The organism is Poriferisphaera corsica (assembly GCF_007747445.1).
Lineage (GTDB): Bacteria > Planctomycetota > Phycisphaerae > Phycisphaerales > Phycisphaeraceae > Poriferisphaera > Poriferisphaera corsica.
Window position 1 is genome coordinate 3439036 of sequence record NZ_CP036425.1, and the last position, 16655, is coordinate 3455690.

The following is a 16655-nucleotide window of genomic DNA, read 5'->3' on the forward strand; positions in this document are numbered from 1 at the left end:
CACTATTAGTAAGGCCTCGCAGATCATTGATCCGCGAGGCCTTCTTTGTTTTACATCTGTTGATTGTTTACATGTGAATGGCGCGATCTTCGACAGCTAAGGCTGCTTCCTTGACCGCTTCACTCAAAGTTGGGTGGGCGTGACAAGTTCTCGCGATGTCTTCGGCACTTGCCCCGAACTCCATGGCAGCTGTACATTCAGCGATCAGATCACCGGCATGCGGGCCAATGATGTGAACGCCTAAAACGCGATCAGTTTTGGCATGTGTCAAGATCTTCACAAACCCTTCTGCGTATTCGATGGCCTTAGCGCGGCCGTTGGCGATAAAGGGGAACTTGCCTTTGCGGTATTCAACCGCTTCATCTTTCAGTTCATCTTCTGTTTTACCAACGGCTGCGATTTCAGGGTGCGTATACACAACGGCTGGTATTGCTTTGTAGTTCACGTGGCCGAAACCAGTTACGATCTTTTCAACACATGCCATGCCTTCTTCTTCAGCTTTGTGAGCTAGCATTGGGCCGGGGATAACATCACCGATTGCATAGACGCCCTCGATGTTGGTTTTGTAATCGTCATCGACAATGATCCAACCACGATCATCACGTTTCACGCCAACATCCTCTAACCCAAGGTTAGCAGTAAACGGAGCGCGACCGACCGCAACGAGAACACGGTCGGCTTCGATTGGATCGCCATTGCGTCTTTCAATGGTGATCTTGTTATTTTCAATATTTGCGCCCTGCACGCGGCTACGAAGCTCAAACTTCATACCCTGTTTTTCAAGCAGTTTATGCGCTTCTTTCGCAACTTCAGAGTCAATTCCGGGCAGAATACGGTCAAGGTATTCGACAATGGTTACTTCTGCACCGAGGCGGCGCCAAACAGAACCGAGTTCAATACCAATGTACCCTCCACCGATGACAGCTAAATGCTTGGGAACTTCTTTGTAATTCAATGCTTCGGTTGAGGTGTCGACACGTTCACTATCAAGTTCAACGCCAGCGATGGTCGCGGAGCGTGAACCTGTTGCGATAATGATGTTGTCAGCTTCAAGTTCTTCAACCTGAACACCACCCGATTCAACGATCACTGTGCGGTCTTTCGTAAACTTGGCATTGCCTTCATATCGTGTGATTTTGTTTTTCTTAAGTAATGCTTCAATCCCCTTGGTCAGCCCTTGAACGATTTTGTCTTTTCGTTTAAGCATTTTTCCAAGATCTAGCGAAACACCTTTTACATTGATGCCATGCACACCGATCTGCTTTTTGATCTCTTCGTACTTTTCAGACGATTCGAGCAATGCTTTTGATGGGATACAGCCAACACGTAAGCAGGTACCGCCCATTACCTTGTTTTTGTCCACTATCGCAACGTCTAATCCAAGTTGTGCAGCACGGATCGCTGCAACATATCCCCCGGGGCCTGCACCAATCACAATCATCTGATGTTTCTTCGTACTCATATCACTTCCATTCTCAGTCATGAAATCTCTTCCGCCGCCCTGAATCGATGCCCAATAACCTGTATGCTGCGCATGATTTGATCATTTTATTTCATACGCATTACTAATTTATAATTAGATTTCCATCAGCATGCGAGAGGGATCTTCGAGTGCATCTTTAATGCGGATTAAGAAACTGACCGCTTCACGACCATCAACGATGCGATGATCATATGTCAGGGCGATATACATCATGGGTCGTACTTCAACCGTTTCCTTACCGGGCTGACCGACAGCGATTGGACGACGAATGATGTTGTGCATCCCCAAAACCCCCGATTGCGGCGGGTTGATAATCGGCGTGGACATCATTGAGCCGTAGACACCCCCATTGGTGATGGTGAAAGTGCCGCCGGTTAATTCTTCGAGTTTGATTTTATTATCCCGCGCCGCTTTGCCGTATTGAGTGATTGCTTGTTCAATCTCAGCGAAGCTAAGTCGCTCTGCATTACGGATGATTGGCACAACCAAACCCTTGCCGCCGCCAACAGCGATGCCGATGTCGTAGTAGTTTTTGTAAAGAACATCGGTGCCAACAATTTCAGCATTAATTGCAGGGAATTGCTTCAATGCATCGACAACTGCTTTAACAAAGAATGACATAAAACCAAGCTTGATATCGTAGCGTTTGAGGAAAGCGTCTTTGTACTTGCTTCTGATTGCCATGACGTTGGTCATGTCGATTTCGTTGAAGGTCGTGAGCAATGCTGCTGAGTGCTGCGCTTGCACTAACCGTTCTGCAATTCGGCGACGCATTGGCGTCATTGGCACGAGTTCTTCTTCTCGACCGGGTTCAGTGCTGACTTCACGTTTTTCCGCTGCAGGTTGCAAGGTTGGAGCAGGAGCACTCGGCTGTGGGATAATTTGAGTTGCACCGTTACCTTGCATGGGGCGTTTCCACGCAACATGTCGCTCTACATCTTCTTTTAGCAATCTGCCCCCGGGGCCACTGGCTTCAACATCAGCCGCCTGTATGCCATAGAGATCTAACAGACGCTGGGCGGCGGGCATGACTCGTGGGTCCTGCCGACCTGGTATCTGTTTGGAGACGCCAACCGGTGATGGCTTGGCATCATCAGTTTCTGTCTCCTGTTTTTTCTCAGCAATTGCAGCAACTTTCTCGGCAACTGCTTCTGTTGCCTCTTCTTTTTCCTCAACAACAGGACTTGTCTCAGGTGATGTTTTAACTGCAGCAACCTCACCCTCCTCCATATATCCAATCACATCCCCAACTTTCGCCTCTGCGCCCTGCTCAAGCAATAGCTTCGTGATCGTACCTGATGCTGGTGCGGGCAACTCAAGTGTCACCTTATCGGTTTCGATTTCCACAATAGGATCATCTTTTTGAACACCGTCACCGGTTTTCTTGATCCATTGACCGATCTGCACTTCCGTGATCGATTCACCTACCTCAGGTACGATTAATTCGACTGCCATCTCGTTTACCTGCTTTCCATGACTTCCTTCAAAGCCATTGATCTCGTTAACGCGAGCTTCACATTAGCTCGCACGTTCTCTCCCACGTTTGCTCCATCCCACTGAAACAAAGCATATTTTAGTGCAGCCCTTTACAGAACGCTTCACTAATCAATTCATCTTGTTCGAGCAGATGAGCTGCGCGTGAACCCGTTGCAGGGCTTGCCGATGCAGCTCGTGTTGACGCAAGGAATCGCTGACGATCATAAATCCGATCGCCGAACTTCATCCTTAAAAACGGCCATGCGCCCATATTTTCTGGCTCATCCTGTACCCAGATAACGGGTACATCATCTGAGTGCCGCATCAACAACATTCGCAATTCATCATCGGGGAATGGATAAAACTGTTCAATCCTTGCAATCGCAATATCATCACGACCCAACTGTTCTCTACGTTCAATCAGGTCATAATAAACGCGACCAGAACAAAGCAACACACGTGTCACCTTCTTCGTATCCGCTTTCTCATCACGGATCACACGTTTAAAAGTACCTGTGGTCAGATCATCTAGATCCGAGACGCATTTGGGATTACGTAGCAAGCTTTTTGGTGTCATGACGACTAAAGGCTTTCGCCACCTTCTCACCATCTGCCTCCTCAGCAGGTGGAACACCTGAGCTGGGGTGCTGGGCTGAACAACTTGGAAGTTATCTTGCGCGGCAAGCGCCAAGAATCTTTCCAATCTTGCTGATGAGTGTTCGGGCCCCTGCCCTTCAAAACCGTGCGGCAATAACATCACCAAACCGCTCAACCTGCGCCATTTATCTTCTGCACTGGCAATAAACTGGTCGATAATCACCTGTGCGACATTCGCAAAATCGCCGAACTGGGCTTCCCAAATCACTAATGAATTAGGTGTTTCCAAACTGTAGCCATAATCAAAACCCAGCACACCTGATTCCGACAACGGGCTATTGTAAACTTCCACGGTTGCTTGCTCTTCCGCAACATGCTGCAACACGTTATATTCATGACCATCACTGTAGTCACTTAACACCGCATGCCTATGGCTAAACGTACCTCGTTGCGCATCTTGGCCTGAAATTCTGATCCGATGACCCGCAACCGCCAGTGCGGCATAAGCAAGCGACTCGCCGGCTGACCAATCTAATGGGCGTTTACCTTCTGCCATCTCCAAACGATTATTCATAAACCGCTTCAGTTTCGGATGTAGCTTGAAAGTATCAGGCGTCTGCGTCATGCGTGTCAGGTATTTGCAGAGTGTTTCTTTTTCAATCCCCGTCATGACTTCATCAGCGTCATGTTCAGATCCGCCATAATAGCCCGACCACTTACCTTCAAGAACCCACATTTTATCGTGCACAAAATGATCACTGCGTGCAGCAGTCAGGTCCTTCTCAAGGAGCTCTGTTCTTCGCAGGGCAATTCGGTCAGCATCACCGCGAGTCACACCACCAAGCTTCAACAGATGATCGAGATAGTTCTCGCGCACCGGTTTACGTTTGGCAATCTTGCTGTACATGTATGGCTGTGTGTATGACGGTTCATCACTTTCGTTGTGTCCACGCTTGCGGTAACAATACATGTCGATCACAACATCACGCTTGAATTCCATGCGGAATTCCATTGCTAATCGCACAACCTGTGCGACCGCTTCAGGTTCTTCACCGTTTACATGGAAAATCGGAATTTGCAGCATCTTTGCGACGTCAGTCGCGTAACGACAGCTTCTAGCCTGCTTTGCACCAGTCGTGAAACCGATCTGGTTATTGACCACGATATGTAGCGTACCGCCAACCGTGTAACCGGGCAGGTTAGATAAGTTCAATGTTTCTTGGATGATCCCTTCGCCGGCAAAAGCAGCATCCCCGTGAATGAGCATCACCATGCCCTTTTCACCGCGTGTACCTAAACCGCTCTTATCCTGCTTCGCTCGCATACGGCCCATTGCCACCGTGTTGACATATTCGAGGTGACTTGGATTAAAGCAAAGCGAAAGGTGCAAATTGTGGCCATGCCTTGTCCGCCAATCGCTGGAATAACCCAAATGATACTTCACATCCCCGCCGCCCCAATATCGCCGCGGATCGACATCTTCAAACTCACGGAAGATTTTTTGTGGGCTTTTACCCATGATATTCGCAAGCACATTCAATCGACCGCGGTGTGCCATGCCAATGACAATCTCACGCACACCTTGATCGCCTGCAGTCTCAAGCGCCAAGTCAAGCAGCGGGATAACACTTTCCGCGCCTTCAAGACTAAAGCTTTTCGCTCCGATGAATTTACGTTGAATAAATTCTTCGAAAATAACCGCATCGGTTAAGCGAGTCAGAATACGAATCTGCTCTTTACGCGTGAGCTTTGTCCTGTTCCGCGTTGACTCCATCTTTCGTTGCAGCCATTCACGAACCTGCAGATTATCAATGTGCATAAACTGCACACCAATATTTCGACAGTAAGTCTCTTCAAGGTTGGAGATCACTTCGCTCAATGTCTCACCTGGTACGTTCGTCGTGAACACCGGACAGTTCATGTCCTCAGGCGTAAATCCATAATATCGTGGCTCCAACTCCGTCGGCGATTCGTTCACAATCCCAAGCGGATCAATATTGGCAACAATATGACCACGCACGCGATAGTTTCTGATGAGTTGATCAAGTCTGTGCTGCAACGACGACATATCGCTGATGGAGACATGTCCACTCGGCACCGGCACTGAGCCAGGCGGCATCGCACCATTGCCATTTGCAATGACAGCATGACCGTTTCCATTACCATTCGTTGGCACCGGATTAAACAAACTCCTCGCCTTAAAGCGAGGGCCCAGACGCTCATTCACCTGTAGTCGCGGCCCCCCCTGCCATTGCTCAAACTGTTTCCGCCACCCCTCATCAACAGCATGAGGGTCGTTCAGATACAACTCGTAGAGGTGCTCAACGTAGGCAAGGTTCGTTCCGTTCGGCCAGTTAGGTTGCCCAGCCATGATGTGTTTCCAAGTTGCGAACCATAAATCTATTTTCTATCCGCCGCAGCAGATTTCACTGAAGGATCAATCCCATCAATCTCGTTATCAAGGCTTACTCGCACTCGATCACAAAAGTTCCAAAACTGATCCGAAACTTGGCGGAAGAGCATACCAGATAATCACTCGTTATCCAGACACTTATCCACCACCAAGTCATTTAATTTTTCCACGCATAGCGCGGCCGCAAAACTGCCACACCTCCCGGCCAATTTCGGCAAGGATAACTAACACACTATAATCCGTAAACATTATCGGGTCGCTTTTCGCAACCTTTTTTATATTCACTGACCAACATACGAATTTCGCATCATGATTGACCAGCTCTTCCAACCCACCTCTCTCATCGCAATCGCACTCATAGGCTCCCTTGCTGGAATTTTAGGCGGACTTCTCGGTGTCGGCGGCTCAGTGATCATCATCCCAAGTCTCTATTTCGTACTTGGCTCGGAACAGCAACTTTTCCAGGCCGCTGCCATGATTGTTAACGTTTTTATCGCCATCCCCGCCGCTTATAAACACTACAAGAAGCATGGCATGGTTCCGCGGTACATCGCTTGGATGCTCCCAGCATCAATTACCTTCATCGTCATCGGCGTCAGCATTTCCAACCTTTTTACAGGACAAGCTGGGAATATCCTCCTAGGCCGCATACTCGCTGCATTCCTTGCCTACGTCCTCGCAATAAACATCAAAAGACTTTTGACTCCCCGCAAAATCCCGCATCCAGACGACCCAGAGACGCCTGACCCCACCAAGCATATCCTCAAAACACGAGCCATTTCTGTTGGCTCGCTGCACGGCTTCACGGCCGGTCTCATGGGTATCGGCGGCGGAGCCGTCACAGTCCCGATGCAACAAATCATGCTCAAACTCCCACTTAAAAACTGCATCGCCAACTCATCTGCACTCATCATTATCTCTTCAATCGTCGGCGCTGCTTACAAAAACCTTTCGCTTCCATCACTTGGCTACAAAATTCAAGATTCCATCACCATTGCCGCGGTACTAATCCCAACAGCCTTTATTGCCTCCCGAATGGGCGCTCAACTCACACACATCCTTCCGACAAAAGTCATACGTATCCTTTTTATGATTCTCATCACAATTGCTGCGATTAAACTCGCGAATCTCCCTTCCCCCTTCTAAATCATTCCCACACGCCTTCAATTCTGCGAATACCAGGCAGCAGATCCTCAACTCTGCAAAATATCGAAAGATAAAATCGCATCTCGGAAACAATTCATCCGAAATGCGCGTATATCATTCATGCGTAACTACTGAGCCAAATCGCTCATGACCTAAGTTTTTCAGGACATAAACAATGACTGCCTTTTGGAACAACACGAAAACCGCCATCCTCCTAGGAGCTATGTTTGCCCTCATTTTGGGGATTGGTGCCATCCTAGGCCAAGGCTCTGCCGGTGGGTTGATTATCGCCTTTATTATCGCACTGATCATGAACGTGGGAGCCTTCTTTTTCTCCGATAAGATCGCTATCGCTTCCATGCGAGGCAAGCCCGCTGATCCAACCCAAGATGCCGACTTGATCACGATGGTCGAGCGACTCGCAAAAAATGCCGGGCTCCCCAAAACCCCTGATATATACGTCTGCCCGCAACAAGCACCCAATGCTTTCGCCACCGGACGTTCACCCGCTAAAGCTGCAGTTGCCGTCACCCAAGGCGCTCGCCAACTGCTCACTTTCGACGAGCTCGAAGGCGTCATGGCTCACGAACTCGCACACGTCAAAAACCGAGACACATTGACTTCCACCATCGCAGCCACCATCGCAGGTGCCATCTCCTTTCTTTCTTGGATGATTATCTGGGATCGTGATATACACCCACTCGTAAAGATCGGACTATGGCTCCTCGCCCCCATTGCTGCTGGAATCATCCAGATGGCCATCTCACGCTCTCGCGAGTTCGTTGCCGATCATGACGGCGCCCTCATCGCAGGCTCCCCACACGGCCTCATCTCCGCATTACGCAAGCTTGAAGCCACCGCCAAACGAATCCCTCTCGAAAACGAAACCCCAGCTCAAAACCACATGTTCATCATCCAACCGCTTTCACCCTCCAAAGCACTCGCATCACTTTTCTCTACACACCCCTCGACTGATGACCGCATTGCCAAACTCTCTCAGATGGCATAACTATCAACCACCCACCAATCAATAAACACCCACACAGACTCCGTAACGAGTCTGTTTTTACATGACATTTACTTAAGTCCGAATAATAACGCTATCCTCAATATCCAAACTGTTACCCGCATACATTGCCCACCTCACATTCATTCAGCCGATCTAACGCATATTATTGTTCATCGCATCATGCCAGCATCACGACATCCATACTGATCAGCAACAACATGAATCCCGGTGATCTCTTCCTACTATTCTGGCTTCTCATCTCAATACTCATCGCAGTATGGGTTTATCAGGATCTAGGTAAACGCTCACCCACACTCAACCTCATGAAGCCAGCCTGGATCCTCATCTGCATCTACACCGGTCTTTTCGGCCTGCTCATCTACGAACTTACCTGCCGCTCGACCAAACCCCTCATCCCACATTCCACGCGCTATTCAGCATCCTCGTACCGCAAAGCCTCCTCTTCAACCGTCCAAAGCACCGCCGGAGCCGCCACCGGCATCATTATCGCCGCTTCACTTTCTTCAATCCTCAACCTTCCAACGATGATCGAGTATCTCCTCGAATACCTCCTAGCCTACATCTTCGCCATCTTTGTCTTTCATGGCCTATACCACGCCAACACCTATTACTCATACCCAAATGCCATCAAAGAAATAATCCTACCCGAAACCATCTCTATCAATTTTATTCTCGCCGCAATCTTTCCCACCAATGCACTCTGTTTCCAATATATCCCTATGGCCGACCACCCTACACTCATTCGATTCTGGTTTGTCATGCAGCTTGCCACAATCGTTGGTTTCGGAATCGCATACCCCCTGATCCATTGGTTGATCCTCAACAACTTAAAACCCTGCTACATCATCATTCAGCCAAAAAGAAATGCGTACCCCACGCCCAAACATATGAAACCTATTAAAGAAATTGCATCCAATTCAAAAACCAATGATCCCACCCCCGAAGCGATATATAAAAGTAAAATCAAAACACAACTGATCATCGCCCTTCTTCTATCATTCCTTCTTCTAGCTGCCGGCTTCACACTCGCTATCTACATCACGCCAATCTTACCTCACATTGACCTTAGCCACTTCATCTATTGATCTCATACAGCCCCCTGTTATTAACTTGGTTCAATATCAAAAACCGTTGCCTTTTCATATCGCATCTCGTAAGATGTTTCCTGTAAATACATGTCGAACGATGACATGAACCGGGCATGCAGATCAATGTATTAACAGAATTTCCGGGCGGTCTTTCTTTCCTATCACACACATTTATCACATAAAATCCAACCGCTCCTTTCTTGTTACGATCCGACATGCAACTTAGAACTATCTCCAGGGAGCTTTAACATGCGCTATACTCTCGCCAGTCTTTTGGCCGCCACGACAATATGCACAGCGGTACACGCTCAATCCGACTTTCTTTCCGACTACACCAATGCCTATAAAACGAAACCCAAATCAGCCATAGATGATGTCGACTATAAAAACTACCAAGAAAAAGACGACTTCAAGATTACACCTTACATCCAAGGTTTTGGAACATTCGCACTCACCAACGAAACAGACTATGTCGGCAACGGCTCCACCATTGCCGAAGATATAGAACAAGATAACGCCTTCGGCGCAGGCGTCGCACTCGGTTTCGAAACCGGCAATTGGCGTACCGAAGCTGAATTCTCATACCAGCGTTTCGGCTTCTCAGAAACCATCAACAACGGTTCAAACATACTCGGCTACGACACCGAAATCTCCAACTACAACATTTTCATCAACGGTTACTACGACATCCCCGTCCAAGACAAACTTGAATTCTTTCTCGGCGGCGGCGCAGGCATCTCTATCTACCGCGGCAATTTTGACCTCTCAGCAACAGCACCCCTCGGCGACCAAAACGACGTCACACATGACGTTGTCTTCGGTTATCACTTTGACGCAGGCATAAACTATCTCGTAGATGATCATTTGGAAGTCTTCTCAGCCTACCGCATATTCTCTTCTGAAGGGCCTTCCTTCGAAGATCATGGTGAAATCGAAATCGACAGCCCCATCTTCCACACCATCATGCTCGGCATGAGATATAAATTCTAAGCCCACACCCAATCATTCAGCATATAAAAAGGCAGCACATGCTGCCTTTTTATATTACAACCCCATGAGCCGTATGAACGCTTCACCACGCTCCTCATAATTCAAATACTGATCCCACGACGCGCATCCCGGCGACAATAGGACAACATCACCATCTCTAACATGCGATTTGATCGCCAGCGCCGCTTGCTCCATCTCGCCCCAATCTTTCACTTCACAACCTTCCGCAACACCATTCGCTCCGCTGACAATACGCTCTGCGACATCGCCAATCGCATAAACTTCCGAACACCAACGCGCAGCCTCTTGACCTAAAGCGCCATAATCATCGCCTTTGTCATACCCGCCGCACACCAAATGCACCCGCCCTTTTTCAAAACTTTTCATCCCCATCAGAGCGCCCCCAACCGTTGTACACTTTGAATCATTGTAAACCCGCGCAACCCCTGCCTTTGATTCTGCCTCCCCCTGCTCTTGCCTGCACGTCAACGTCCCGACATATTGCATCCGATGCGGCAACCCACCAAAACCCTCCACTCGCCGTCTAGCCTCATCACACCAAACCCCCAACTCCTCACATACCGTTTTCACAATCGCCCCATTCATCGCATGATGCTCCCCAGGCAACGCCATCACCAATCCTCCCCCATCTCCCACTTCAACACACCTAACCCCTGCCCTCATTTCAAAACCAGCATCGCCAACCCCTTTCCCCATTACCACCACTCCACCCTCACAAACACCATCTAACAACACCCGTTTTGCATCACGATAAGCATCAACACAACCGTGCCAATCTAAATGGTTCTCACTAAAATTTGTCACCACCGCAACACGCTGACCGCCCCACTCATGCTCTTTCCCTTGCATCCCCGCCAGCATAAAACTCGAAAGCTCTAGCACCACCCAATCATCTTCACCAATCTCATCCAAGCACCCAAGCAGCGATCCTCCAATATTTCCACCCACCCAAACACAATCACCTTTCGCCTGCATCGCCTCGCCCAACATCGCACACACGGTCGATTTCCCAGCCGTCCCAGTCACCCCGATCACACGATCATGTCGGGGCAGCGCCTCAAGTAAAATCTCAATCTCACTCGTTAGCTCCACACCACCCGCCTCTGCAGCCCTTAGATAACGATTCCCCTCACGCTTGACTGCCGGATTCACAACAACCATATCCGCCTTTGTAAAATCGCTCACATTATGCTCGCCCAAACGATAGGCAATCTCCAACCCTTTCAAAGCCATTAAACTTTTTTGCAAATCTTCCTCTCGCCCCATATCCGTCACCATCACATCCGCACCCCGCTCAACCAGCCATCGGCTCACACCCACGCCACCACCAAATCGCCCCAAACCCATGACAAGTACTTTTTTCCCTGCATATTCCATTACAACAGCATACCACTCACCATCACCTTCTTCATCCCCATCCACCTCAACATGCGCACAAAAAAAGTGGCGACTCAAGCCGCCACTTTTATCATTCTCATTTTAAACAGTCACTTATTTACCTGATGCCGGTATCACAACATTCATATCCTGTGAAGATCCACCCACGATCAATTCCTTAATCGTACGGTCACGATTCACTTTAAAGTAAACATAAAGCTTATCGCCTTCTTCCATCTGATTCACCGGCAGCTCTTTCGCAGAACGAATTCGCTTCGCCGCGATCGTCACATGACTGCCTCTTTGCAGCACAAAACCAACTGCGGGCATCGTACTACCCTTATCATCCTTCACCCCAACCATACCCAATGCACTCGCTGACGCCATGGCCTGACCAAAGAATGAATTCGCTCGATCTGGTGTCATCTCGATTCGAATCATCGCCTGATGGCTTGGCACATAGAAGGTGTCAATCTTGGTTCGTGAACTAACTGAACCCTTCTGATCAACCTCTGCATACCCACTGGTAATCGCACTGCCCTGTACAGATAAGTTACGAGCAAAATTCTTACTCACAGATCTTGGCAACTTGTTCGTCACCTCAACCCAATTACCTGACGCATTCGAACGAGTACCTTCACGGTCACCAACTTCGTTACTGCTCTCCTCTGCAGCGGCATCCGCAGCAGCCTTCGCATCCGCCTCAGACAACACGCCAACCGCCTCAGCGACCACATCCACATCCTCTTCCCATGCGTTCTGTTTAGGCAATTCAAAACGCAGATTTCTAACCTGCATAAACTTCACCGCTTCATTCGTCGGCACAACAAACACCCAAGCAATCGTGTCCTCAGCATCTGAGCCCCATGCCTGGTCAGTACGACGTGCAAACTTCGTCATGATCCGCTGATCGCCCTGAGCTTTCGAAAACGCCTTCGGCCCATACAAGCCCTTCGACGTGATCAATCTCACCTGCGACGCAGACACGCGGAACGTATCGTCACCATCATAAGCACCACCCGACCTCTCTTGTGTCCATTTCGTATCCACCACAACCAAACGATGACCCGTTGCATTCAACGATTCACCAATCGCCAACTCAACAGCCGTGCTCAGCCCGGTATTGTCTGCCGGACGTTCATAAACCTTACCAACTCGAACTTCCTGTGGCCTAGCAACCAATGACGCACGCTCATCAGCACTCTGACGATTGATAACAATCATCTTCGGCAACTCTGGCCGTGCAGTCGACAAGTTCACACCACGATTAAGCGTCGGTGCAAACGAACCGCGTGACAAAAAGCTAAATACGTTATACGCATATTCGTCTACCCCAACCCACAACTTCGCATCATCTTCGACAACCTTACCGCCACTCGTAGCCGTCCAAGCCTGGTATCCCAGCGTTGTATAGCCCGTTGGCAACAACCCCAAGCCCATGACCAAAATACCTGCAGTCAAAACGCCACTCACCAAACCACATGCTCCACCACCTATACCACTTATCATCTGCTGAAACTGCATGTTTTTCTTGATCAGTTTATCCATCACCATTCGCAGCACGAGCAGCAGCACACCAAACGGCACCAGCAAGCCCACACTCATCGCAATCGCAGGCTTCCACGCCATCAGCAATCCCGACACCGGCTCCCACATCGCAAATGCCAGCGTTCCCGCCACAATCGTCACACTCAAGTGGATCAACGCTGAGAAAAATCCCTGCACAGCCCACATATAAACCATCCCGATGATAAAGATGATCAAAAGTATGTTCAATACAAGTAGCATAGTCTATTCACCAATTAGAGGTTCTTATGCCGCTCTCGTCTGAGCAGCCTCTTTGTTCAATTCACTCGTTTCACAAATCCTGTCAATCCTCAGATCGATCAGCCACTCACTTTTGCCTTCGCTCGTGCCGCACGTTTCACGCCGCCACTCTTTTCAGACAACGCTCGCGTCACTTCCTTAATGTCTGTCACGCCTTCAACAACCTTCGCCAATGCCGCTTCTTGCAGATACAGCATCTTCTGTTTACGCAAATGGCTCTTCAGCTTGTCCATCTCGCCCTTCGCGATATGGTGCCTCGCAACATCATCAATCGGCATCACTTCAAACACAGCAATCCGACCACGATAACCAATACCGTGACACATTGGACATGTCTGCGCTTTATCCTTGATCACAACCTGACCAGATGCTTTATACAATTTACCAACGCGATTCGATGGCAAATTCATCTTCTTAAGAACCGCCGGATCCGGCGTGTACGCCGTCCGACATGTTTCACACAACTTACGCATCAAACGCTGCGTCACCACACCACCAATCGCATCCGCCGCTTTACGCTTGTTGCCAACCTGATCAATCCAGCTATTCAGTGACGAGAACGTATCCGTCCCAGCCATGCCCAGATAGAACCGAATATCTTCTGTCAGATCGACAATCTCGCCCAATGTTGATGCCGCAGGAATACGGTTGATCATCACAACATTCGGGTCACTACGCAGAATCGCACGCAGCTTGTGGTTGAATTCTTCAACCGTCATCTCTGCCGGAATCTCCGTATGTGACACACCTTCCATCTCGTAGATCTCTTGATCCTCCATCGTCACAACCATCTGGATGTACGGATCGTGTATCTGAGTCAAGCTGTAAAGAGTCGTCGTCGATCCCATCTTCGGCGGCGTTGACACCACGATCACGCGACCTTCCTGGTCAATCGCATCATGCAACTGCTTCGCCTGCGTGTCGATCAAGCCCAGTTCATCCAACGGCAACGTCGCCCGGCTATCGTCCAACGTCATCGTCAAACTCACACCACGCGTCGAACCCATCGTCAGCAGCTGAACTTCATGCATGCCGCTATCTTCTAAACTAAACCGCAAAGTTCCCTGCTGTTTCTTACGACGTTCTTCAACGTCCATGCCAGCAGCTTCCTTCACATAATCAATCAATTTCAACGCCACCTGTGGCTCAAGCGCCGGCTGCGGATACTTCACGCCGTCAATCCGCGCCACCATCGCAGCTTTATTCGCATCAACCACCAAATCAACCTGCGTCGCACGACGTGGCACCGCAAAATCCAACACATTCTCAAGCGCCTCATGCGCCTCAAGCCTCGGATCACTACGGCTCGGCACTTCAATATGCCCCCCGTCCTTTTCAATTAGTGACAACGTCGCAGACTTCTGTGCCTTCGCATGCGCCCGCTCTTCAAAATGCATCCGGATCGTATCCATCGACAACGACCACTTATCCTTCTCAGGCACCTTGGTGTTGCGGTAATACGCATAACCCATAACCCCGCCAGCCATCGGGCAAAGACCTAAAATAAAGCCCAAAATAAAGAACGGAATCAGCAGCATTAAGCCAAGACCAATCGCACCTGTCACTATCAAAAACAGGTTCGTCCAAGGCCGTGGCAAGTAATAAAACTCCGCGTCCTTATCCAAGCTTGATACGACCCACGCCCAGCAACCCAACGCCACTAAAAATAGCACCGGGTTCACCAAGCTCATCAAAAAGACATTATCCGCTTGCAGTAATGTGTTGATCATCTGGTTTGTCTTCTTCTTTTACACAGTTAGTATTCGCCAGCCGTAGCTGCCTTCATCCCCTCACCACCAACAACACCCACATCACATCCCAGCCTATATTCCCACACCCCTTTTTTTATTTCGAGTTAATGCCACGCAAACGCATCTTCACCTCTTCCGGTGACGGTGCGACTTCCTGTGCCACACGTGGATGGATCTTTTCCATCTCAACAAGGTCAATCAAGCTGTCCGTAAACGTCTGCATACCCGCTTCACGGAACTCCTTCATCACCTGTGGCAACTCGTCTTCGCGGCCATCAATAATATACTTCCTCGTCGGCGGACTCTGCAGCAAAATCTCAACCGCCGGCACACGCTGCACATCTTCCAGCAACGTCGGCAACAGCTTCTGATAAATGAAGCCCTGCATCTGATAAGCCAACAAGTTTCGGATCGCCTCACGCTCTTCCTGTGGGAACAGGTCATAAATACGACCAAACGCTTGAGCTGCACTCGAAGCGTGAATCGTTCCAAACACCAAGTGACCCGTTTCAGCCGCACGTAACGCCGACTCAAACGTTTCTTTATCACGCATCTCACCGATCAGCACAACATCCGGATTCTCACGAACCAAAGCTCTCAGACCCGTATCAAAGTCCGGCAAGTCAATCCCAACTTCACGCTGGTTAACAATCGACTTCTTATCCGTAAACAAATACTCAATCGGGTCTTCGATCGTCAAGATGTGGCAAGAACGCTCTTTATTGATCTGATCCAACATCGCCGCAATCGTCGTACTCTTACCCGAACCCGTAACACCTGCAAGCAACACCAAACCTTGGTGCAACTTACACATATCACCAACTGATTCTGGCAAATGCAGCTCTTCGAAATTTAAAATCGTGTTATTCACGCGACGAGCAGCCAAACCGCTCAAGCCACGTGTTCTGAATATGTTGATTCGGAAACGGTGAACCTCAAATTCACTCGTCTTCGGATTCTTAATATCAAAGTCAACACCAAGGTCAATCGAACCAGCATCAGCATAATGCTTCCATTGCTTCGCGCTCAAAGAAGCCTCAACCTGTCGCTCAAAATCACCGATCGCGATTGGCGGAGAATCCAGATTCTTCAACGATCCTCTTAACCGCAGCTTGGGCACCTGCCCCGCGCGCATAATCAGGTCACTTGCTTCGAAGCGGACAGCCGCCTCAAAGAACTTAAAGAACTCTGTATCCGCCATCGAACGACGATCATCTACGTGATCCGCGCCCACCGCTTCTTCGGCATGCATGACTTCGCTCAAAAGCATCACCTCTCATCTACTTTGGTGTCTCATCAATTGTCAGGGCGATTGCAGCCCGATCGACTGACGCCGTCGGCTATACGCTGCGCTGTTTGCTCATCCCACTCCCCTAATGCCCCCTCATACGCAGTGGCCTGCGTTACGTTAGCTTACCATAACCTCCACTCATTGTTTAGCTTACTATTTAGAATC

Annotated in this window: 11 protein-coding genes; 4 read left to right on the forward strand and 7 right to left on the reverse strand. The window is 49.3% G+C overall.

Annotated elements, in window-relative coordinates; all coding sequences use genetic code 11:
• Positions 1–67 precede the first annotated feature (67 nt).
• From lpdA to KS4_RS14120, 3 genes are all read right to left on the reverse strand, one after another.
• Positions 68–1483 carry a dihydrolipoyl dehydrogenase gene (lpdA, locus tag KS4_RS14110; RefSeq protein ID WP_234698808.1) on the reverse strand — a complete coding sequence of 472 codons (1416 nt, stop codon included), beginning with the start codon at positions 1481–1483 and terminating at the stop codon, positions 68–70.
• Between the two features lie 93 nt (positions 1484–1576).
• Positions 1577–2938 carry a 2-oxoglutarate dehydrogenase complex dihydrolipoyllysine-residue succinyltransferase gene (gene odhB, locus KS4_RS14115; protein ID WP_145079443.1) on the reverse strand — a complete coding sequence of 454 codons (1362 nt, stop codon included), beginning with the start codon at positions 2936–2938 and terminating at the stop codon, positions 1577–1579.
• A gap of 118 nt (positions 2939–3056) precedes the next feature.
• Entirely contained in the window at positions 3057–5927 is a 2871-nt protein-coding gene (locus tag KS4_RS14120; RefSeq protein WP_145079446.1) for a 2-oxoglutarate dehydrogenase E1 component, read from the reverse strand.
• Positions 5928–6278: 351 nt separating this feature from the next.
• On the opposite strand from KS4_RS14120, the gene KS4_RS14125 reads away from it, so the two are divergent.
• The 4 genes from KS4_RS14125 to KS4_RS14140 all read left to right on the forward strand — a co-directional run bounded on the left by KS4_RS14125 (position 6279) and on the right by KS4_RS14140 (position 10223).
• Positions 6279–7115 (forward strand): sulfite exporter TauE/SafE family protein, encoded by an 837-nt coding sequence (locus KS4_RS14125; RefSeq protein WP_145079449.1) that lies wholly within the window; start codon positions 6279–6281, stop codon positions 7113–7115.
• A gap of 175 nt (positions 7116–7290) precedes the next feature.
• Positions 7291–8124 (forward strand): M48 family metalloprotease, encoded by an 834-nt coding sequence (locus KS4_RS14130; RefSeq protein ID WP_145079452.1) that lies wholly within the window; start codon positions 7291–7293, stop codon positions 8122–8124.
• Between the two features lie 218 nt (positions 8125–8342).
• Complete coding sequence (locus KS4_RS14135) at positions 8343–9230, forward strand: DUF4396 domain-containing protein (protein WP_145079455.1); 888 nt, start codon at positions 8343–8345, stop codon at positions 9228–9230.
• Between the two features lie 252 nt (positions 9231–9482).
• Positions 9483–10223: an outer membrane protein gene (locus KS4_RS14140; protein WP_145079458.1), complete on the forward strand. Its 741-nt coding sequence runs from the start codon at positions 9483–9485 to the stop codon at positions 10221–10223.
• Positions 10224–10277: 54 nt separating this feature from the next.
• Here the strand turns inward: KS4_RS14140 and KS4_RS14145 are convergent, their stop codons facing one another.
• From KS4_RS14145 to KS4_RS14160, 4 genes are all read right to left on the reverse strand, one after another.
• Positions 10278–11699: a Mur ligase family protein gene (locus tag KS4_RS14145; protein WP_145079461.1), complete on the reverse strand. Its 1422-nt coding sequence runs from the start codon at positions 11697–11699 to the stop codon at positions 10278–10280.
• Between the two features lie 36 nt (positions 11700–11735).
• Entirely contained in the window at positions 11736–13409 is a 1674-nt protein-coding gene (locus KS4_RS14150; RefSeq protein ID WP_145079463.1) for a CvpA family protein, read from the reverse strand.
• A 98-nt stretch (positions 13410–13507) separates the two neighbouring features.
• The gene (locus KS4_RS14155) at positions 13508–15178 is read right to left on the reverse strand and encodes an ATPase, T2SS/T4P/T4SS family (RefSeq protein ID WP_145079466.1); all 1671 of its coding nucleotides are present in this window, start codon (positions 15176–15178) and stop codon (positions 13508–13510) included.
• A 115-nt stretch (positions 15179–15293) separates the two neighbouring features.
• Positions 15294–16469, reverse strand: a complete 1176-nt coding sequence (locus KS4_RS14160; RefSeq protein ID WP_145079469.1) for a type IV pilus twitching motility protein PilT — start codon at positions 16467–16469, stop codon at positions 15294–15296.
• Positions 16470–16655: the final 186 nt, after the last annotated feature.

Bases quoted from the DNA above. Each gene is read 5' to 3' on its own strand.
- lpdA (WP_234698808.1), bottom strand. From the start codon at position 1,483: ATGACTGAGAATGGAAGTGATATGAGTACGAAGAAACATCAGATGATT.
- odhB (WP_145079443.1), bottom strand. From the start codon at position 2,938: ATGGCAGTCGAATTAATCGTACCTGAGGTAGGTGAATCGATCACGGAA.
- KS4_RS14120 (WP_145079446.1), bottom strand. From the start codon at position 5,927: ATGGCTGGGCAACCTAACTGGCCGAACGGAACGAACCTTGCCTACGTT.
- KS4_RS14125 (WP_145079449.1), top strand. From the start codon at position 6,279: ATGATTGACCAGCTCTTCCAACCCACCTCTCTCATCGCAATCGCACTC.
- KS4_RS14130 (WP_145079452.1), top strand. From the start codon at position 7,291: ATGACTGCCTTTTGGAACAACACGAAAACCGCCATCCTCCTAGGAGCT.
- KS4_RS14135 (WP_145079455.1), top strand. From the start codon at position 8,343: ATGAATCCCGGTGATCTCTTCCTACTATTCTGGCTTCTCATCTCAATA.
- KS4_RS14140 (WP_145079458.1), top strand. From the start codon at position 9,483: ATGCGCTATACTCTCGCCAGTCTTTTGGCCGCCACGACAATATGCACA.
- KS4_RS14150 (WP_145079463.1), bottom strand. From the start codon at position 13,409: ATGCTACTTGTATTGAACATACTTTTGATCATCTTTATCATCGGGATG.
- KS4_RS14155 (WP_145079466.1), bottom strand. From the start codon at position 15,178: ATGATCAACACATTACTGCAAGCGGATAATGTCTTTTTGATGAGCTTG.
- KS4_RS14160 (WP_145079469.1), bottom strand. From the start codon at position 16,469: ATGCTTTTGAGCGAAGTCATGCATGCCGAAGAAGCGGTGGGCGCGGAT.